The 20,383-nt window shown below is 49.0% G+C and carries 16 protein-coding genes, 1 tRNA gene and 1 pseudogene; 9 read left to right on the top strand and 9 right to left on the bottom strand.

The features are described from left to right. Nucleotides 1-2 precede the first annotated feature (2 nt). Together K0H63_RS10680 and K0H63_RS10675 are read right to left on the bottom strand one after the other, a co-directional pair. Entirely contained in the window at nt 3-989 is a 987-nt protein-coding gene (locus K0H63_RS10680; protein WP_220064669.1) for an ABC transporter substrate-binding protein, read from the bottom strand. A gap of 534 nt (nt 990-1,523) precedes the next feature. Then, entirely contained in the window at nt 1,524-1,844 is a 321-nt protein-coding gene (locus K0H63_RS10675) for a hypothetical protein (RefSeq protein WP_011760002.1), read from the bottom strand. A 174-nt stretch (nt 1,845-2,018) separates the two neighbouring features. Between K0H63_RS10675 and K0H63_RS10670 the strand changes: the two genes are divergently transcribed. The 3 genes from K0H63_RS10670 to K0H63_RS10660 are packed head-to-tail and all read left to right on the top strand — an operon-like array spanning nt 2,019 to nt 4,864. After that, nucleotides 2,019-2,513: a putative 4-hydroxy-4-methyl-2-oxoglutarate aldolase gene (locus K0H63_RS10670; RefSeq protein WP_220067880.1), complete on the top strand. Its 495-nt coding sequence runs from the start codon at nt 2,019-2,021 to the stop codon at nt 2,511-2,513. 12 nt (nt 2,514-2,525) lie between these two features. After that, a complete protein-coding gene (locus K0H63_RS10665) occupies nt 2,526-4,340 on the top strand; it encodes an AsmA family protein (RefSeq protein ID WP_220064668.1) in 1,815 nt (604 codons plus the stop codon). After that, complete coding sequence (locus tag K0H63_RS10660) at nt 4,337-4,864, top strand: BsuPI-related putative proteinase inhibitor (RefSeq protein ID WP_220064667.1); 528 nt, start codon at nt 4,337-4,339, stop codon at nt 4,862-4,864. Before K0H63_RS10665 ends, K0H63_RS10660 begins: the two co-directional genes overlap by 4 nt. A 500-nt stretch (nt 4,865-5,364) precedes the next feature. On the opposite strand, the gene K0H63_RS10655 is transcribed toward K0H63_RS10660, so the two are convergent. Together K0H63_RS10655 and gloB are read right to left on the bottom strand one after the other, a co-directional pair. Then, on the bottom strand, nt 5,365-6,852 hold the full coding sequence (locus K0H63_RS10655) for a LysM peptidoglycan-binding domain-containing protein (protein ID WP_220064666.1): 1,488 nt from the start codon (nt 6,850-6,852) through the stop codon (nt 5,365-5,367). Nucleotides 6,853-6,984: 132 nt separating this feature from the next. After that, nucleotides 6,985-7,761 carry a hydroxyacylglutathione hydrolase gene (gene gloB / locus K0H63_RS10650; protein ID WP_220064665.1) on the bottom strand — a complete coding sequence of 259 codons (777 nt, stop codon included), beginning with the start codon at nt 7,759-7,761 and terminating at the stop codon, nt 6,985-6,987. 182 nt (nt 7,762-7,943) lie between these two features. Here gloB and K0H63_RS10645 point away from each other — a divergent pair, with 182 nt between their 5' ends. Both K0H63_RS10645 and K0H63_RS10640 read left to right on the top strand, forming a co-directional pair. Further along, entirely contained in the window at nt 7,944-8,666 is a 723-nt protein-coding gene (locus tag K0H63_RS10645; RefSeq protein WP_220064664.1) for a class I SAM-dependent methyltransferase, read from the top strand. Further along, the gene (locus K0H63_RS10640) at nt 8,663-9,571 is read left to right on the top strand and encodes a LysR substrate-binding domain-containing protein (RefSeq protein WP_220064663.1); all 909 of its coding nucleotides are present in this window, start codon (nt 8,663-8,665) and stop codon (nt 9,569-9,571) included. The genes K0H63_RS10645 and K0H63_RS10640 overlap by 4 nt, the downstream gene beginning before the upstream one ends. A gap of 41 nt (nt 9,572-9,612) precedes the next feature. Here K0H63_RS10640 and rnhA read toward each other — a convergent pair whose 3' ends face one another. Next, complete coding sequence (gene rnhA, locus K0H63_RS10635; RefSeq protein ID WP_220064662.1) at nt 9,613-10,083, bottom strand: ribonuclease HI; 471 nt, start codon at nt 10,081-10,083, stop codon at nt 9,613-9,615. 71 nt (nt 10,084-10,154) lie between these two features. On the opposite strand from rnhA, the gene dnaQ reads away from it, so the two are divergent. The 4 genes from dnaQ (at nt 10,155) to K0H63_RS20220 (ending at nt 13,257) form a co-directional block, all read left to right on the top strand. Continuing rightward, nucleotides 10,155-10,883, top strand: a complete 729-nt coding sequence (dnaQ, locus tag K0H63_RS10630) for a DNA polymerase III subunit epsilon (RefSeq protein ID WP_220064661.1) — start codon at nt 10,155-10,157, stop codon at nt 10,881-10,883. 59 nt (nt 10,884-10,942) lie between these two features. Then, nucleotides 10,943-12,184 carry a TIGR03503 family protein gene (locus tag K0H63_RS10625; RefSeq protein ID WP_258405713.1) on the top strand — a complete coding sequence of 414 codons (1,242 nt, stop codon included), beginning with the start codon at nt 10,943-10,945 and terminating at the stop codon, nt 12,182-12,184. Between the two features lie 113 nt (nt 12,185-12,297). Further along, nucleotides 12,298-12,374: transfer RNA gene (locus K0H63_RS10620), tRNA-Asp, on the top strand. A 445-nt stretch (nt 12,375-12,819) separates the two neighbouring features. Continuing rightward, nucleotides 12,820-13,257, top strand: a complete 438-nt coding sequence (locus K0H63_RS20220; protein WP_350355108.1) for a DUF4113 domain-containing protein — start codon at nt 12,820-12,822, stop codon at nt 13,255-13,257. 379 nt (nt 13,258-13,636) lie between these two features. Here K0H63_RS20220 and K0H63_RS10610 read toward each other — a convergent pair whose 3' ends face one another. The 4 genes and pseudogenes from K0H63_RS10610 to K0H63_RS10595 form a co-directional block, all read right to left on the bottom strand. Further along, the gene (locus tag K0H63_RS10610; protein ID WP_220064659.1) at nt 13,637-15,838 is read right to left on the bottom strand and encodes a DEAD/DEAH box helicase; all 2,202 of its coding nucleotides are present in this window, start codon (nt 15,836-15,838) and stop codon (nt 13,637-13,639) included. Further along, nucleotides 15,835-17,142 (bottom strand): ATP-binding protein, encoded by a 1,308-nt coding sequence (locus K0H63_RS10605; protein ID WP_220064658.1) that lies wholly within the window; start codon nt 17,140-17,142, stop codon nt 15,835-15,837. The genes K0H63_RS10610 and K0H63_RS10605 overlap by 4 nt, the downstream gene beginning before the upstream one ends. Beyond that, nucleotides 17,142-19,421 carry a tellurite resistance TerB family protein gene (locus tag K0H63_RS10600; RefSeq protein WP_220064657.1) on the bottom strand — a complete coding sequence of 760 codons (2,280 nt, stop codon included), beginning with the start codon at nt 19,419-19,421 and terminating at the stop codon, nt 17,142-17,144. Before K0H63_RS10600 ends, K0H63_RS10605 begins: the two co-directional genes overlap by 1 nt. Before the next feature lie 201 nt (nt 19,422-19,622). Beyond that, nucleotides 19,623-20,287: pseudogene (locus K0H63_RS10595) on the bottom strand (IS5 family transposase); the annotation flags it as partial. Nucleotides 20,288-20,383: the final 96 nt, after the last annotated feature.

Genomic DNA, 20,383 nt, shown 5'->3' with positions numbered 1-20,383 from the left:
CCTCAATGTGAGCGGAACGTATCCCTAATCTGGCTGAGTGCAGATTTATCGATAAAATCACGAAAATCTGGTGCTTGAGACTGGTCCACATAGCCCGAATCTATTGCCCAGTGGGCTTGGGACAACAGCTCTAATTGGAGCGTTTTATCCAACCCGAGATGAAAGTGGTAGTCAGCCCAGTAGTCTTCTATCTCCGGCAGAGGCACATTAAGATAGGCACTGACAAGCTGTTTGGCTTCCTCCGGACTGGCGATGATACTGGCAATGGCATCATCCAGTGCCCTGAGTACACGCACATGGGTCTCCTGCTTACTCAGTATGTCGCCCCGCATTGATAACAAATTAAAAGACAATCGGTAGAGGCCTTTTGTACTGATTTGATGACCATTACTTTTAAGTAATTGCATCAGCTCGCTGGCGTATGGCTCCCACAGAGCGACAGCATCCAACTGTTTATCAAGCAGTGCCTTGCCTAACTCTTCCGGCGCCATAAAACGGGCAGAAATAAGGGCGTTCTCCACGCCATTAAGCAATAAAGCGGAATTGAAAAAATACTCACTGGCAGTGCCTTTGACCATACCCACACTGTGGCCTGAAATGTCCGTCAATGACGTTATGCCGCTGTCTTTACGTACGATAATTTTTACGTCGTTATCCGAGGTAACAAAGCTAGTTATTACACTGAAATCATTGCGTTTAAAGGCGTTATACATCACCACGGATTCAGAGCTTGTGGCTAAATCAACTTCATTTTTAATCAAGGCATCAAAGCATCGGTGACCGCCCTGAAGTAGCTTTAACTGCACTTTCAGGCCGTGTTTTTTAAATAACCCCTTCTTTTCGGCAACGATAACGGGACTCGACAGTGGCGTAGCGGACACGGCAATAGTCAGGGAGTTGGTGGCATTGGCCGATCCCTGGTCTACGGATACCATCAAATACCACACTACAGCGATTGAGATTGCCAAGGCTGCAACCAGTCTCTTCATGTTGTCGAAATCCTCCCCGTGTTGAGTTGAGTGTAGTTGGCTTTAACCCTGCTCGCACAGGTGTCCAGCGGGTTTTCGGTAGAAACCTCTTAAGAAAAAGCCCTGCGTAGGATTAACCGTCCCACAAAAATCCTCTGTCCGCTGAAAACAGCTACGACTTGTTATGAACGATGAAAAATATTAAATAAATACAGTGACGTGGCTCAGGCTGTATTAAATAGCCCACAGAAAAACCATGTTCATATCGAGAGAGTTCAGCGGTAACGCACTGCTAAAGAGGGTGAAAGTCAACCACAGGGTTGCTTCAACAATGTGTCATTCGCAAAGCGGCAAAGCGGCAAAGCGGCAAAGCGGGCAAAGAGATAAAGAGACAAAGCGGCAAAGAGACAAAGAGAGGAGAGCAATGTGAAGACAGGCGATTCTCTTGTGCGGCGACGGACTATAAGAAACAGATGACGGTAAATTTTACCTCAGCAGTATCACCAAACATACCTGAGGTGAAAAAATCCAAGGCCTTAAATAAAGGCCCTGGAATTAATTTTTGCTGTCCAGCTTGCTCATTATCTCCAACACTTCGTTATAGGATAGATTCAGTTCTTTGGAGAGGTTAATAATTTTGGTTTTATAGGTTTGAATATTTTCTTGCTGTGCTAACAGTGCCTTACGCTCAGCAACCCATTCGTTAACCGATTCCTGCAATAGCTCCATGCGGCGCAGACTATAGTCGAGTGAGTCCAGATATTTGCGCATCTGTTGTTTATTTCTTGCTTGCTCAAGATCCGTCGAAAGCTTTTTGTCGTAGCCATATTCATCCAGCGCGGCAATAGCACGTTGCAAATCTATATCGGTTGTCATCTTAGCTTCGCTTTCTGTAAATACTCTGGTGCCTGAGTGCAGGCAATATTAAGGGAACTGATTATAAAGAATAGTGCAATTGAGATAAAGGCCGTGTTGATTGCTTGAGTGTGAATATTCATCAGGCTAGAGTAATCCATGTCTCTACAGGAAAATGATAATGGGAGTAAGGACATGCTCGACCTGTTACCGGATTTGTTTGATGAGTTTGCTGAACATCTCGTCTTGGTGGCGGCGCCCTGGCGCCAGTTTGGTGCAAAACGGATTTTTTACGGGCAGGTGGTCACCGTAAGCTGCTTTGAGGATAACTCCAGGGTGAAGGAGCTGCTGGCAACGCCCGGTCTTGGCAGGGTGCTGGTGGTTGATGGCGGTGGCTCACAGCGCAAAGCCCTGGTCGGCGACCTGATTGCCCAGTCTGCTCTGGACAATGGCTGGGCTGGTATTGTTGTCTACGGAGCCATTAGGGATGCAGGTACTCTCGCCACCTTGAATATAGGCATTCAAGCCTTGGGTACTGTGCCCATTAAAACTGAACGTCGTGGATTGGGAGACACAGGTGTTACACTTAACCTGGTTGGCGTCACCGTTAATCCCGGTGACTGGATATATGCCGACGACAATGGCATTGCCGTGTCCCGTGAGGCCTTGCCCATTATTGAACAGGATTAAAGGAAAACCAGGATGAAATTGATCAAATGGATCTTCGCTGGCATCGCTGCGATTGCCGTCTTAGTGGTGCTGTACATTACTCTCATTTTTGACCCCAATGATTTTAAACCCATGCTGGTGGATGCTGTAAAAGAGCAAACCGGTCGGGAGTTGGTTATCGAAGAGCCGCTGTCATGGCAATTTTTCCCTTCTATCGGCATTCGTTTGGCTGGGGTGAGTCTGTCCAACCCGGAAGGCTTTAAAGAAGCCCATATGATGGCCGTCAAAGAGGTAGTCGCTGAGGTTAAACTTCTGCCACTGCTTAGCCGGGATGTGCAAATCGATCAGTTGCGTCTGGACGGCGCCAAGTTAACCCTGGTCACCACCAAGCAGGGTAAATCAAGCCTCGATGGCCTGACTGGCAACACTGGATCTGCTGATAAGCCGGCAGACGCCAAGCAGGGCCCTGGGCTTAATGCCATCAGCATTGGTGGCATTAACATCAGCGATACCAGCATTACCCTGATTGATGAAGCCGCCGGCAGCAGCCAAACCTTTACGCTGTCGTCATTAACTCTGGGTGAATTTACTCCCGGAAAAGCAGCGCCTCTGGCATTTGCGTTCGGCGCAGATTTGCCCGATATGAAAGTGAAGGGCGAGGGTGAGGCAACGCTGACGGTAAGTGAAGCGTTGAACGCCTTGTCACTTGCCGGATTGAATTTGGAGGTTAATGCTCAAGGCGACTCGCTGCCAAAGGGCGCAGTAAAAGTGGAATTTGCCGGTGGCGCCGATGTGGCTCTGGAAGCCAAAACCGCCAAACTGACAGTGGACAAACTTAGCCTGATGGACATTGAAGGTAAAGGCGCCATTGCAGCCAACTATGGCAAAAAGGTGCCCTTTGTAGACGTTGAGCTGGCTTTTGGCGCCATCGATGTCGATGCCATTCTCGGCACTGAAAAGTCCGAAACCAAGGCAGATACGGCAACAACCGCTCCCGCGCAGAAGGAGCCGGACTTGTCTGGGATGAAGGCCGTTGATGCCAAACTCAAGCTGGACATTGCTGTCGTGAAAGTGGCCGGCCTTTCCACTGCCGATTGGGCACTCAGAGCTAATCTTGCCGGTGGCGTGCTTAAGGTCGATGAGCTCAAAGCATCTTTATACGGTGGCAAGGTCGGTGCCAGCGCCACCCTCGATGGCCGCAAAGTACCGGCAGTCTATAGCTTTAACAAAGCCATCACCGGCGTACAGATATTGCCGCTCCTGAAAGATGCTGCCGAAGTTGATTTGCTTGCAGGTACCGCCAACTTTGACATTCAGGGTAAAGGCGCTGGTTTGCTGGCAGACAGCATTAAGCGCAACCTTAATGCCAATGGAAAGTTTGAAGTGGCCGATGGTGCGCTCTATGGTGTGAACGTGCCACAGATGATCCGTGATGCACAGGCCAAGCTCAAAGGTGATTTAAATGCCGCCGCCGGTGGCGAAGAGAAGAAGACAGACTTCTCCAGTCTCACAGGCTCTTTGAATATTGCTGCAGGTAAAGCCAACAATCCTGATTTGTTGATGCTCTCTCCACTTCTGCGAATTTCAGGGCAGGGCGGCGCAGATCTGATGGCTGAAACCCTCGACTATAAGCTTGCCACCAAGGTCGTTGGCTCACTGGAAGGACAGGGCGGTGATACTGCGCTGGCAGGCATCGAAATTCCGCTTGCTATTACCGGCAGCTTTACTGAACCCAAGTTTGCCCTGGATACCGAGGCCCTGCTCAAAGGCCAACTCAAGGGCGAGACAGATAAGCTCAAAGATAAGCTGAAAGACTCCCTGTTCAAAAAGTTGGGAGGCAATCAATGAAGCTGCCACTGCTGGTGCTGAGTTTGCTGCTTGGTGCTGGGTGCGCCGAGGCGGTTGTCACGCCGGCGACGGTGGATGCCGACCTGCGTCAACAGCAAAACGGGTTTAAGGAACACACCATGGACATGCCATTGATTGGCGCCCTGACGGTAGAAGGCACAGACAAGCGTGGCAAACTTATGGTTACGCTAACTGTCACTCATCAGGGCAGCAATGTGATTACCGCGCACTTTACCTCGGGCATGGGCGCGGATCTTTGGCTTAAAGACAAGTATAATCGGCGGGTATGGGCCTGGTCACAGGAAATGATGTTTACACAGGCATTGAGAGAAACCCAAATCGCTCCCGGTGAGGTGTTGACGCATAAGTTTGCCGTGCCTCAACAAGCGCTGTCGAGCTGTCAGGGACCCTGTCAGTTTGAGGCCATCTTCGCCGGCACCACGGCGGGTCGAAGCCCGCTGATGGCCCCTGTCAGCATGAGTGTGTCAGGGTTGGCGGTGCCAAGCATTCCTCCTCGCAGCTGATATCAGAACCTATGCTCGGCAAAAAGTAAGCTTGGGGTGTGGAAAAAGGAGCGGCCTGGCCGCTCCTTTCTATTTCGGGTGTTATCCATAAAAATCGGTACTTGGTTGTCATTGTCGGTATCTATCTTCTGCGCAAAGTCTTCTATCGACAGCTGCGGCGGTGTAATAGTCTTAAAGTCTGCGGGAAGCTTTTACTCCCACTTTGCTCACGCAGAGGCCTGAATCACCATACACGGCACACTCAGGCACCTTGCAGGACGGCTTGATTTTCAGTTTGATTTCTTTACATGTACAGCAGGGGCTATGTTACATATGGTCTGGAACGGCTGTTCAGGCGTGATGAGACAACTTCGCCATGTGAGAGTAGCGACTTGACCATCCAACCAGCCAACCCGGAGCGCAGATGGTGGTCTATGACTTAAGGGCCAACTCAATGGACTTGTCGAAGCTATTCCCAATAAAAAGCAACCAACGGCTGCTTTTTATTGGGAAGGCAGTGATTACTGCAGCATCACAGTCAGGGTCTGTCCGGGCTGCAGGGCACTGCTGGAAAGCTTGTTCCAGCTCATCAGCTCAGAGATTTTGACCTTAAATTTCTGCGCAATCAGTGACAGGGAGTCGCCGCGTTTGACTTGATAGGTTGTCGAGCGCGTGTTGGCGACGGCTTTGGAGCCTGGCCAGACAGTCAGGAGCTGTCCCTGACGAATAATGGCTTTGCTACCGAGGGCATTCCATTTTTTCAAATCATCCACACTGACGCCGTGGGCCTGGGCGATTTTCCACAGACTATCACCGGATTTTACTTTGTAGCTTTGTTTTGGCGTTGTCGATGCCAGTTGCGCCGTAGCACTTGTGCGGCCATTGGCAGGCACCACCAATTCTTTGCCGGCAATCAGTTGATTGTTCTTCATCTGATTCACCTGCTTGAGTACCTGAGGTGTGGTACCGAAATGGCGGGCAATCACACTCAAACTGTCACCACGTTTAATCTGGTATCTGGCCCACTGTACCCGCTGTTCTTGCGGGGTCTGCGCCAGCGCCACGACAAAATCAGGCGCTTTGCTCACAGGCACCACCAAACGGTGAGGGCCTTTGGGGGCCGTCGCCCATTGCTTAAATCCGGGATTCAGTGACTTAAGCTCACTGACACTCAACCCCGCCAGCTCCGCTGCCAGGGCAAGCTCTATCTGGCTGCCGACCTCTACGACATCGATTACAGGTTCGTTTTTGATGCTTGGTAAGGAGACGCCATATTGATCGGCGTGTTTTACCACATCGGCCAGCGCCAACAGATTAGGCACGTAATTGCGGGTTTCCCGAGGCAACTTTAATGCCCAGATATCAGTTGGCTTACCCACTTTTTCATTATGACGTACCGCACTCAATACCCGGCCTTCGCCGCTGTTGTATGCTGCAATCGCATAGTGCCAGTTGTTGCCGGTGCGATCGTACAGGTATTCCAGGAAATCCGCTGCCGCTTTGGTGGACGCTACTACATCGTTGCGGCCGTCATACCACCAGTTCATCTTCAGCCCGAAGTAACGGGCCATGGGCGGTGTTAACTGCCATAAGCCAGAAGCACTGGCATGGGAAATGGCGTCCGCATCAAAAGCGCTTTCGATGGCGGGTAACAGCGCCAGTTCCAGGGGTAAGCCCCGTTGTTCGAGCTCATCGACTATCAGATACAGGAATGGCTCGGCACGGCTGAACACCTGTTCAAGGTGCCTTGGATTGGCCAGCAGTTTCTGACGGAAAGGCGCGACGTAGGCTTCATTGGGCTTATCCCAAAGCATACCTTCCTGCATACGTTGCCACAGATCCCGTACTTCAACGACCTGCTCCTGCGTGTCAGATTCGGTGGGAGAGACAACCTCGGAGATAGGATTGATGTTGGTCTCATCATCGGCCGGAGCGTCCCCATTGGGGATCAACTGACAGCCGGAAAGCAGCAGTAAGCTGCCGGCAAAAAAGTAATTAATGTTTCGCATGAAAACAGGCAAACCCTCGTTATTTTTTATGTTTTATGCCGTTCCCGTGATTATTCGGGCCGCACAATCGCCGGGGAGGCGATGCAGTCATTCCATGTCATAAGCAAAATGGCCGACATAGTAGCGCAAAAGTTAAAAATTGTCTTTCCAACGGCGCAAAAGGGCGAGGCAGGTCACTTCATCTGTCACTTTTTGTCCAGCATGTGCGGCGACAGCGGCGTTAACAGTTGCTTTATCTACCCTCAAAAAAGGGTTGATAGCCTTCTCGGTTCCAAGCGTGTTTGGCAGCGAAGGCCTGTTGGCTTCACGGAGGGTGTTCACCTGCTTAAGGTAATCCTGAAGACATTGATTTTGTGGCTCCACCGCCAGCGCAAACTTGAGGTTGGAGAGAGTATATTCGTGGGCGCAATAAACCTCTGTGTTATCGGGAAGAGAGGCTAACTTTGCCAGCGAATCATATAGCTGGCGTGCATCGCCCTCAAACAATCGGCCACATCCCCCGCTGAACAGGGTGTCTCCACAGAAAAGGGCGTTGTCCACCACAAAGGCCAGGTGGTCCAGGGTATGGCCCGGCACCGACAGCACTCTGACAGGGCTGGTCAAGCCCGAAATGTTGACAGTGTCGCCATCGCGGCAGGGAACATCACTGTAATCGGAGGTTACAGCGCCATAGACAGTAAAAGATTGCCCATTGGATTTTGCCCAGTCACGCAGTTGGCTTATGCCACCATTATGATCGCCATGATGATGGGTCAAAAGCACCGCAGTTAAATGCAGGTTCAAGCTTTGGAGGCTGTTTATCACAGGCGTTGCATCGCCCGGGTCGACCACAACGGCACCACCATCAGGCAGTACAATCATCCAAATGTAGTTGTCCGCGAACGCGGGAATGGGGCGAATATCCAACATGCTTTGGCTCTTGTGGTGAAAAATGCTGGGCGTGAGTGTGTCACGTCTGCGCAATTAAAGTACAGTGAAAATCCATTAATGGATGAGGGGGAACTGAGTCCCTTATTGGCGAAGGCGTTGGTGCAATGGGCAAAAGAATTAAGGTATGCTATTGCCAAGTTTACGCTTTTTATAGAGCGCCCATGACAGATTCGCCGACACCATGGCAGGCCTTGCCAGCGCATCCCCAGTTGCAGGCAGCTGTTGAAAACACCCTCAATGCCTGGTGGCCAAAGGTGTTCGGCTATCACTTATTGAAATTGGGTGGGTTTTCATCGGCCATCGACAGTCGTGGATGCAGTATCAGTCACCAAATCTCGCTGGACTGTGCCCCGGGCGCAGGAGTGCAGGCGGATTTCCATCAGTTACCTTTTCAAAATGCCTGTATCGATGCCGCACTGATGAGCTTGTTGTTGGAGTTTGAAGAGGACCCTTACCGGATCCTGCGTGAAACAGACCGGGTGCTTATCAGTGGCGGCTATTTGTTTATTGTGGGTTTTAATCCCCTGAGCAGCCTGTTTTTTGGAAAGTTGCTGCCGTCGTTTCGACAGCGAGCGCCCTGGCAGGGACGTTTCTTTTTACCTTCTAGGGTTAGAGATTGGCTCAGCGTTCTTGGCTATCAGGTCATCAGTGATGAGCGTTTCTTCTACCATCCCTTAATCGGTGATCCCAACAGGTTTGGGTTTTGGCAGGATGTCCTGCGAGCCTGGCTTCCCGGTGCCGGCAGCCTTTATTTACTGGTTGCCCGTAAAGTGGATATACCGCTGACCCCAGTTGCCGATAAGTGGAAAGTTGCCCAACCCAAATGGACGACCGCGGCCACAGCGGGGCGTGCAGGTCGGGTTGTCGGAGCAAACGGGCGATGAAAATGACCCTCAGACAGCTTGAGGTCTTTGAAGCCATTGCCCGCTCGGGGCAGGTGAGTAAAGCCGCCCAGTGGCTTGGGATGACAGGGCCGGCAGCCTCAATGGCGCTTGCAGAGCTTGAAAAGCAGCTGTCAGTAAGACTCTTTGAACGTGTTGGTAACCGGCTGCGGCTGAATGCACAGGGCGCACAGCTGCTGCCACTAGCCACCGAGCTTTTGGCTCAGGCATCCAAGGTAGAAGCCCTGTTTCATGCCAGTGGCGCTGTGCTGGCCGGTGAGCTTAAAGTTGGCGCCAGTACCACCATAGGTAATTTCCTGCTGGCAAAGGCGGCGGTGGCGTTCGGTCAGCAGCATCTGGATGCCCTGGTGGACGTGTCTATTCACAATACGTCCGCGGTTATCGAACAGGTGGCTAACTTTGAAGTGGAGCTCGGCTTTATTGAAGGCCATTGTGTGGATCGCAGACTGGATGTCAGCGCCTGGCATCAAGACCATTTGTGTGTGTTTTGCCATCCTGCCCATCCGCTGGCAGGGCAACAGGTCTCGGTGGATGATGTCAGGCAGCAATACTGGGTGCTCAGAGAAGAGGGCTCAGGTACCCGGGAGCATTTTGTCAACGCAGCCCATGCTCTTGGGCTGCATCCCGAGGCGCGGTTTTGTTTTTCAACCGCAGATGCCATCAAACTCGCAGTAAAACAGGGCGCTGGGCTAGGGGTGTTATCTGAGCTCGCCCTTGAGCGGGAGCTTGCCCGCCGTGAGCTCACCCTGATTGAGGTGACCGGTCTGTCCATTACCCGGCCGTTCTTTCTCATCCGCCACAAAAGTCGTCAACCAACGGCGCTTGCCAATGCGTTTGTGCAGTTTTGTCAGAACTTTTTCAATATTCAGGAAAAACCGGCAGGCTAGCAGCGAAGCGCAGCATCGATTCCGGATAATGCCAGTAATTGTCAGGGCTGATAGCCTTTATCGATTTGGGTCGGCTTTGCTTCGGCCGCTTCACGGGCCAGAGTATCGCAGCGTTCGTTTTCGGTGTGGCCCGCATGGCCCTTCACCCAGCGCCAATCCACCTTGTGCTTGGCGGCAGCAGCATCGAGGCGTTGCCACAGATCCACATTCTTGACCGGCGTTTTACTGGCAGTCACCCAGCCCTTTTTTTTCCAGCCATGGATCCATTCGGTAATGCCCTGACGCATATATTGGCTGTCACTGGTGAGGATGACATTGCAGGGTTCTTTAAGGCTTTCCAATGCCACTATGGGGGCCAGCAGCTCCATGCGGTTATTGGTTGTCAGGGCAAAGCCATCAGCGAGTTCTTTGCGGTGCTGCTTATAGATCATGACCACGCCGTATCCACCGGGACCGGGATTGCCCAGACAGGAACCGTCGGTGTAGATTCGGATCTGTTTCAGTTCGCTCATCAAGTTGTTACCATAGTCAGAATTCCCGGCGAGTATAACCGTTTTTTGCCTCCTAAAGGCCAGAATTACCTATGAATATCATTTCAAATGCCGAAAGGCAGATCATCCTCGATACCGAAACCACAGGTATGAATCAGGGCGCCGGTGCGGTGTACCTCGGGCACAGGATCATTGAAATTGGCTGTGTGGAAGTGGTAAACCGTCGCTTAACCGGACGCACCTTCCATCAATATATCAATCCCGGTCAGGCGATTGATGAAGAAGCCATTGCCGTACACGGCATTACCAACGATAGGGTGGCAGCAGAGCCCAGATTTCATGAGATTGTTGGCGGCTTTCTGGATTTTATCCGCGGGGCCGAGTTGGTGGCGCATAACGCCTCGTTCGATATGAGCTTTATTAACCACGAGTTTTCGATGTTGGTGCCTCAGGGACCCAAGGTCGAAGACATCTGCACCGTGCTCGACTCCCTTGCCATTGCCAAGTTTTTGCACCCCGGGCAGAAAAACAACCTCGATGCGCTCTGTAAACGATATGGTATAGACAATACCCGCCGCACTTATCACGGCGCTTTGCTCGATGCCGAGATCCTGGCCGATGTCTATCTGGTGATGACAGGCGGCCAGACCAAATTTAATCTGCACGCCGATGAAGGCGCTCAGGAGCAGGGCGGGATCATTCGTCTGGATAGCAATCGCCCAAGCCTTAAAGTTGTCAGAGCCACGGCCGATGAACTGGGTAACCATGAAAAACGGCTTGATTTGGTAGGCAAATCGGGCAAATGCCTCTGGCGGGGATAATCACCTTGTTGAAAGCCTTGCAACTGTTACTGTTGTTTGCGCTGGTCTGTTTGCAGGCCATGCCCGTGCTTGCCGGCGTCGTGCCCAAAGAGCAGGCGCGGGAGCTTAAAAATCGTTTTCGCGTCGACCATATGGTCGAAAGCCTGACGCTGGTGATTCAGCGCGACTACGGCAGTGCACCCGTGGTGGTGGTGTTACCCGATGGCAGTAAATGGTATGCCTCCAGGCACCCCGAAACGGTTAAATGGACCGATGGGGTCACCGGCGACATCATCTCCATAGAAAATCCCCAGCCCGGTCCCTGGCAGTTGGTGGGCAAGGTGTCCAAGGGCTCAACGCTGTACATGTTAAGTAAACTCTCGGTGGAAATAGACCCCTTGCCGCAGCCCTTGTTTCAGGGAGAGCGCATCAAGATCACCGCCAGACTGATGGGAGATGAACAGCGGCTCAGAATGCCGGGGTTGGATTATTTGGTCGAGTGGGTGGCCCGCTTTATCAGCGATCATCAGCCAGGGGATGAAAACTTTGCCGCCGGTACTGTCACCGTGGGCAGCTATAAAGATGACGGTGAAGGTCTGGATGAAAGACCCGATGACGGCATATTTACCGGCACCATCAACCTGAACCAACCCTGGGGCCATTACAAATTTACCGTTCAGGCCCGAAACAATGTATTCGACCGTGAAGAGGAGATGTCGGTTATTCTCTCCAGGCATCCCATCAGTCTTCAGCTTCTTGAACCGGACGACCCGCTCACATCGCCTTATCGAATGAGCGTCAGTATCGATGCTGAAGCATTGCAACTGGCAGAAACCCATCTTGAACTGGAATTGGTCGGCCCGGCAGGACTTCAGCTGCCAATCACCTTTTCCGGACTGACAGAAGGGCAGAATGAATTTGTGCTCCCGGAAGTCCATGAGTTCGGTAGCTACCGCATCAAAGGGGAAGCGTTCTCGACCACTGTGAGCGGCCGCGAAATTGTCCTGAGTTTGCCGGAAAAATTTTTCAATCTTATCGAACCACCGGCACCACCGCCCAGCCCGGAGGAGATAGCAGCCCGTGAGGCGGCAATTGCCGCGGCCGAAGAAGCCAAGGCCAAAGAAAGCGCCATGATGGTTCTCATTGGCGTTAACCTGGTGTTGCTGCTGCTTGGTATAGTCGCAATTATCTTCTGGCGTAAGCGTCAGGCCTTGAAAAAGGCCCTTGAAGCGGCTGCACTGGATGCCGCAAATCAGGACAAGTCATCGAAATCCATGAAAGAAACCCTGGATGATATCGACCTGACGTTGCCCGAAGACTAGCAGAGCGCGCGGCACCCATAAGACTGTTTAAAATTTAATCTAACGGTCTGTTGTTAAATACAAAGCCATTGACCCAAATAAAATGTTGCGGGTATGATGCGCGCATCAATTGGGGAGCGGTAGTTCAGTTGGTTAGAATACCGGCCTGTCACGCCGGGGGTCGCGGGTTCGAGTCCCGTCCGCTCCGCCAACATTCATGAAGCCCAAGCTTATAAATAGCTTGGGCTTTTTGATTTTTACGTTTCTACTTCCTAATATTGCGGTTTGTGACCGTGACCAATCCGTGACCATTCGGTGACTCGCCCCAAGTTTTGACCGAGTGTCATTATCCATTTGATCAATATTTTGAGCTGTCTATTTGTGCATTTTGAATCTGAATATATGTGACAAACGTCTATGGGCATGGAGGCCTATATCGACGCTATATCTTTATTTGAGAGTGGCAGTTTATTAAAGTCATACTTATCTTGCCTTGTAGGGGATGGGATGAAACTTGGGCCGATAAGAAGCAGCTATTTTCAACCTGATTTGTTGGTGAGCGGATCACTGATCTGCAATCTTTGAATCAGGCTATTGCCAAGTAGGTAGGAATTGCTGCGGCCAAAGCCCGCAAGCAAGGGAACCTTACTGGCACTGTGTTGGTGTTTGCCAATAAGAGCCCCTATGACGAAAGTCCTGTGGGTTTTAAGCGGTTGATTAAGTTTGCCGTACCTACAAACTGTTCCGCAGTTATAACCACCGAAGTAAGCAGGGTTGTACCAGAACTTTACCGCCCAGGTGTGCGTTACTACAAGATTGGCGTAGGGCTGCTCGATCTGACGGACGAAGCACACTTTCAAGCTGATCTCTTTACGCCCAATCCGGCAAATCCACGGATAATGCAAGCTTGTGATGCCCTTAACCACCGTTATGGCTCTGATACCTTGTTCCTCGCGGCACAAGGTATCGAGCAGAAATGGGCTATGCGACGAGAGCTGCTACTCCACAGTACACCACCAATTGGCATCACCTTCGCGCTATACGGTGTTCCTGATAGCCACTGTCACTTGCCGTATAAATCGGGACGGCGGTAGAGAAAAAGTATTAAACCTGTGGCCAGTTTTACTTAACCTCTACAATCCTAGATGTCGACCTTCAAGAGGTTGTCTGTCAGGTCTACCTGGATAATGACGCTGAGAATCTGGCGGGTCTTCGACATATGGCTCAGAATATGTTCCGCATCGAGGCAACCAAGATCAGCGTGCGAATGAAGCTTAAGCGCTGCATGATTAATACCGGATTTTTAGAAGGCAGCAAATGAAACCAAAAAGCCAGCCTGATTTTCGTAAACTTTACTCGCCATTATGGAGTCAAGAGATTGATTTGTTAAAATATTTAATTTTCCTTAGTTAAAAAAATAGGAGCCAGAATCAATAAGGCAAAAGAGAAAGGAATAAGAAAAGTTTTATGTTTCTAGTACTGACTTACCGTAGATATAAGCCAGTTTTTGGTACTATCAAGATCGAAAGTTCTAGCGCTGTATGCTAGTTGGAGCGCCTTCGGAGGTAAATACTCATCAAACTTTTCAACTCGTTTTTCGAACACAAAATTTGCGAGCTCCTCAGCGCTTGGCAGCTCAAGATCTTTCAGAGATTGTAATTCCGATTTAATATTACTTAAACACGTATTACTGACTTCAATAGCCCCCGCGTAAACACCCGTTTCATACCCATTTTTAATGAGTAATGTTGCTATTGTGTTGACGACCTTATCACCGTGCCAAGTAAAGATGTATACATCATTGCCGTGTTGAAGCAATGAATTCTGTCGCAGCTCAGCCTCGTTAAAGAAAGCTACGCCCTCTCTAAACAGCTCTCTCGCGTTGGCATCAGCAAAGTCTATTTTTTGGCCAGCGACATCGATCCGGTAATCGCCATCACTTAAAATTTTAAACATTTCCTGGCGCACAACGTCATGTACCGACATACCGCTACCACCGAACTTTGGAGGCTTTCCTCCCTTTGCCCGTTCAACATAAATCGTCCTTTTTTCGCTGTCGATATCTTTGACTATCCATCTTTTTCCGCCAAAAATAATGTGTTGTCCAACGAGTACCAATGAGTCGACAGGCAACGTACCAAGCGTTTTGGTACCACTGACAATTCTGAATTCTTCAGGGGTTTTGAACACGGTATAGAATGAGTAATGCCCGGTAATTCGTTCGCCTAAAACACCTAAAACCAACTCTCCACTACCAAGCTGAGTGATTAATTCCGAGCCGCCCATATGCAAAAGAATAGCCTTGTAGTTGGCTGCAGAAACATTTTGGAAAGGCCCTTCTTTGCAGAGCAGGTTGTACAACTGATCGGCTCTAATACCTCCCCACTGAGCAATAACTGCGAGCATTTGATGTAGTAGCGTGGAAAAGTGATAAAGCGATGTATCGGCCGGCTCATACCACTTACTACTGATAAGCAATCTTATCATGGCAAGGGACTGGATTAACTCCAAACGTAGCTTATCAATCGGGTTTGAATCTTTGGTTAGTTCATCTTCAGCAATCAACATTCTGAGAATAGAGGCACCGCCCCTGCGTCCTGAACGCCCCATTCTCTGACGGAGACTTGACACGGAGTGAGGGGCCGTAACCTGGACAACTGAATTAACTTTCCCAATATCAATACCGAGCTCCAGGGTCATGGTGCATACCGCTGTTGTGGGATATTGTTCTTGTTGAAGCCGTTTTTCGAGGCTTTCTCTCAGTTCTTTTGAAAGCGAACCATGGTGTGGAAAAAACTCATTTGGTACATGTTGTTGATCACACATGTCACTTAACGTTGCCGCGATACTTTCCGTTCTATTGCGACTGTTGGCAAAAACAAGGTGGTTGCCACCGCGGCAAAATTTAAAAAGATCCTGGCAAATTTTATATTCAGCATCGATGGGTTCTTCGATGTCTACCTGAGCAGGATTAACGTAGCCTTTGATCTGGACTTTAAGTGTCGATACAGCATTCGTATCCCTGATGATTTTGCATGGTAATGATTGGTTAGGGCGCAAAGCCAAAGGGACTTTCTCTATTTCACCAAGCGTAGCACTTAACGCCACCCTTGGAATGGGAGACTTTAATCGTCCGAGTAGGTGCTCAAGCCTATGGAGCAAGGAGAGTAAATGGTGTCCACGTTCTGAGCCTAAAAAGGCATGAAATTCGTCAATAACAACGTATCTTAGAAGAGAAAAAGCTGATTTGACCCAGCCGGCATCACGAATGAGTAGTGACTCAAGTGACTCCGGCGTGATTAAGACAATGCCGGCAGGAGAGGTTTTCAGCTTATTTTTCTTACCCTGAGGGCTATCCCCATGCCAGGGTGTAACCGGCATATCCAGTAAGTCTGATAGGCTTTCAAATCGCCGATCCTGGTCATTTATTAGCGCTTTGAGGGGGCTGATATAGAGAATACCAACCCCTTCCTGTTGTCCTGCAATAGCACTTATTGCCGGGAGAAAAAACGCTTCGGTCTTACCTGCAGCAGTTGATGCACTGATAAGAACATCCGTTTGGGCAGATAAAATTGGCTCGATAGCAAGACTTTGGATCTCTCTGAGTCCAGACCATCCTTGCTGAAAAATCCAACGCTGAACTCTAATGTCCAGCTTCTCATGTTCGTCCCTCATAGCTTGAAGTCGGCTAAATCATCCTCAGTATCTTCGATATCAAGCTCTACATCGGAAGGTTTTTCTTCTTCAATAGCCACAGAAGCGACCAGATTATTCCAAGCAATATTCGGATTCTGATCGATAACCGCCAGCATATCGAGGAATGCCTTAATGGTGTTTCTGGGGGTTCTAAAGTAAGCATCTCCAATAGTTTGGCTACAGTGCTTTAGAAATGCTTTTAATGACTCATCAGGAACAAGATACTTACTTTCATCACCCTCGGCGTAAACATAACGCAAATTTTTCAACAGGATGTAGAGCTCTTCTGGCGTTAGACTCGCCAGATGTAAGGCAGGAGAAGAGTAATCGATAACACCGGCTTGCTTAGCAAAGGTGTTGCCGGCAAGTCTGGACTGCAACGCCTCGTAGCTATATAGACCCTTTCTGGGGTCAAGCAGGAACTCAGGAGTGCCACCCAGTAAGAAACCTAAATGTTCCGCCGTTCCCTGTAGACAATCATTCAGGATGCGTAAAATCTGTTCGTAGTTCGATGTTCTTGCTGTGGTGTTGTTGAGCTTATACAGGTTTACCATCTCATCCAGGTTGACCAAAAGCCCCTGATAGCCGGCTTGACGAACGAACAAACTCATCAATTTGAGTGAATCATAAAATGATGTATCAGAGATAATTGTTCTTACGCCAAGATCGTTACGCGCATCTGTTTTTGTGGAGTATTCGGCGCGCAGCCATTTAATTGCATTTGCTTTAAGTGTCTCATTATCTGTTTCATGACCAGTCCAATAGGCTTCGATAACCTTGGCAAAATCATACCCACCAACAAGCTCTGATAAAGACGCTAACTTTTCATGAATGACGGCATTGGCAATCTTTCCAGTGCTATCAGCCTCCATGCGAGCTTCAGTAATAAACCTCTCAACGACACTTGTTAGTGCGTTACCGTCGGGCTTATTACGGGTAGACATGTTGCGCATTAGTTCTGAATAGAGGTTTCTTGCCTGGCCTGCTGAGGCATGGATCCGTCTGTCGGGGGATAGGTCTGCGTTTACGGTAACCAGCTTTCTTTCCAGTGCTATAGCTCTTACAACACTCAAGAAAAACGTTTTACCCGAGCCGTACTCCCCGATAATTAACCTAAAAGCGGATCCACCATCGGTGATACGTTCAATATCCTGGATCATGGCCTTGAGTTCATTTACCCGGCCCACCTGAATATGTTGGATCCCAACTTTAGGTGTAACACCCGACTTAAGAGATTGGATAATTGCGTCTCTTTCCTTAGCCCGAATTTTCTTTGCAATCATCATTTACCCCTTAATTCTTCAACAATTTCGAGATCAACATAGATATCACCATCATCGTCCAGAACTGGCGCTTCGACTTTTTCATAAGCCCACTCATTAATCGTTTCTATCGCGCCATCAATCATCAGTTTGAGTTTACTGCATAACTCGTGAACTTCGTGACGAGTCCATGCGGCCTTTGTTATCAGCTGTTCAAACAAGGCCTGGTGAGTTGTATCCAAACCACTATTAACAGAGTTGACGACAGCAATAGGCTCAGATTCAGGCTCATCATCTACAGCAAAAATGCTTTCTAACATAGATTTTGCGTCACTGGTGTCATTCTCATGCATGGCCAATATTTCTTCATCCAACAGAAATACATCTTTGGTTTTACCTGTATCCTGCTGAGTTGATAAAGAGCCCTTTGTGGTCGTAGTCAGGTGGTGGATGTCGCTTGTTACGAGTGATTTATCCAAACCCAGGAAGGCGTACAGCTTTTCAATTTGCTTTATTTCGTCGGCATCTACCTTACCGTCCGCAAGGGCAATTGATACGATAAATCTCTTCAGGAACTCAATCTGAGTCTCATTTAATTGCTCAATCCTAGCGCTCAATCCAGCGGTATTCGCTGGGCTATTTAATCGCCATGTCAGATAAGCAGATAACGAATTCTTGTCCGTTGGTGACAGCTTGTCATCATGCTCGATAATTCTGCGAAGAGCTTTCTCCTCATCAGCCGCTACAACACCATCAATAGTTGCCACCATCGCACCAAGTCTTAAGGCGAGCATTACCTGATGAAATGCTGGAGACGATTCAAAGAACTCCCCATGGCCTGGAGAGAACAAAACGATATTTCCGTCAGCTTTAAACTTGGTTAAGTGAAAGCGTTGGTCTGGTGCGATACCAATTTCGGCCTTTGCAGCAAGATTCGTCAGCAAATCGATTTCTTTTTTATTAAGTGCTTTTGGCATCGGCATGCCTGTATGAGACCAAAAGTCCTGAACTGTTGTCAGTCCTTTATGATTTGTAATAATTTGCTCAGCCCATTGCTTGAAAGAACCGATGACGGGAGAATCAGCTTCGTTCGCAAGCTCCTTGGGTAATAGCATTAATGCGGCGATTTCATCCTTTGAGGTATCAGCCTTTCCTAAATACCGGCTATAACTATTTAGCTCATCAGTACACTGTTCAGCGATCGGTATGAGCTTATTAAGGGGGGCTTTAAGCACGCTGGGGTCAGGTAAATCCTCCAAATTTAAGTCAACTCTATGTATTCCATTACTAGCTGCGTGGTAGGACAGCGTGAGCTTAGTTTTGTTAGGTTTTACCAGTATTCCATCACCAAATTTCTCTTTAAACCTTATTTGGAAAAGTTTTCTGAACTCAGCTTCGCACCTTCTGGCAGGTGTTTTTAGAGTGTATTCAAACGTATTTTTCAGCCAATCTAGCGCCAGATCTGCATTAACAGGTTGGCCTTTAGCAATAGTGGTTGCAAGCCGAACCTTGAATGATAATCCGTTGTTTGTTTCTGGGATATCTGCTGCTCTATGCTCAAGTAGTGCGGGCCTAAGTAGAGTCATTAACTCCAGAAAGCTAGCCGAATACCCCCTAAACGAACGGTTAGCATTGAACACCCTATTGAGGCGTAAAACTTCATTAAATATGGTTAAAAACTCTTCATCTGATACTGAGTTGTTCGACCTGTTTTCGATAATACGTCTTTCAAATCCATAGAAGTATATGAAGACATAGCCAATTGGCGTGCCTGAATCAGTGCGGTCCGAAGCTAAAAAATCAAGGTATGCACCCCTACAAGCTTTGGATAAAGTGGCATAACTTGGCCAGTAACCGAGTGACTCATCAGTGTATAAATCTGAACCGGTTTTGAATGATTTTGTGAGTGCCGGGCGTTTCTCATCGACTAATGATGGCTCAATTCCGTACCCCGTTAGGGCATTCAGCACCCCACCAAAATAGTAAAAACCTCTGGGTATTTGCCTACCATTAACAGTCAGTTGCTCTCCTTCGCTGACCCAACGGCCTTTCTGAGTGTTGGACGTCTTTTCAGCTTCTGCGCCATAACTTGTATAGACCCTGAATGTCGCGAAATCATCATCTCGGGTACTTTCAACCTTAGAACTAGCAGATGAACGAGTGTTTTTTGAATTGATACTATTGCTTGTAATGCTTACTGACGGGCTAGTGTTAGAACTTGCTTTCGCCTTTGGTTTTGGTTTCCCTGACCCGAGTTTATAGAGAACAAAAATAACGATTGCACCTATAATGAATTCCATTTTCTTGTCCTTTCGGCGTTCTAGAATCTTTACGTTGCTCAAATTAGGTTTCAAATTCCCTAAAAAGACAACTGAAATTGATAACATTCTTTGTATCAGATTTCGCCTAAGCTGGCAAAAAACAACCTGGTTTGCAGGGTAAATTGGCGTTGTTGATCAAATAATTGCGCGAGTTACAACCGCTCCAAAGTTTTACACGGTTTAACGACCGGTTCCCACCGAGGGGATGCCCAAGCTCAGCATTTTGTTCAAAGCCTTGACTCCGACCAAAGCTTCCCCGACTTGGTCACTGTAGTCACGCAGACTCAAGGTTGGGTTTATCAGTTGCTTTTTTAGGTACATGGCCGTTTCTGTCAGTGACCTCTTGCCGTAGTCTTGTTGGCGTTTCCACTCTGTCAACTGATCTGCTTTCAAGGCGATTACCGCCTTGTTGCGGGTGTGCTCTCCTCGCCAAATGCCCGCATTTGACCACGGCGGGATAACTGCGGTGATCCCTTTACGTGTCAGCAATCGATGACAAGCCTTGGTGTCATAAGCGCCATTGGAAGAAACTTGCTCAATGCTAGGACCAATCGGCTTGAGTAAGGTACCCAGCACGTGGTTGTCGCCAACGCTCTCAAGATTGACTTCCGCCGTAATGCTGGTATATGTTTGGGCATCGACTGCCAAATGCAGCTTGCGCCAGACGCGGCGCTTGGTTTGCCATGCTTGCGGATTCTCCATTCGTCTTCGCCAAAGAATTTCAAGCCTGTGGCGGCGATGACGACATGGCCAATCGTGCCATGTCTCGGCGCTCGGTAGGTAATTTTAACGGTTTTAGCTCGCTTGCTGAGGCAGCTATAGACCGGTGAGGTTAAGGGAGCATCTGAATCGCCACTAATTTCCTAGACGCCTTGTTGTTAAGTTCAAATATCACTAATTACGTATTAAGCTAGAGCTGATGCGCAAGAGCAAATACTACT

Source organism: Shewanella zhangzhouensis (assembly GCF_019457615.1).
Classification (GTDB): domain Bacteria; phylum Pseudomonadota; class Gammaproteobacteria; order Enterobacterales; family Shewanellaceae; genus Shewanella; species Shewanella zhangzhouensis.
This window is presented reverse-complemented; position numbering and strand designations above follow the sequence as displayed.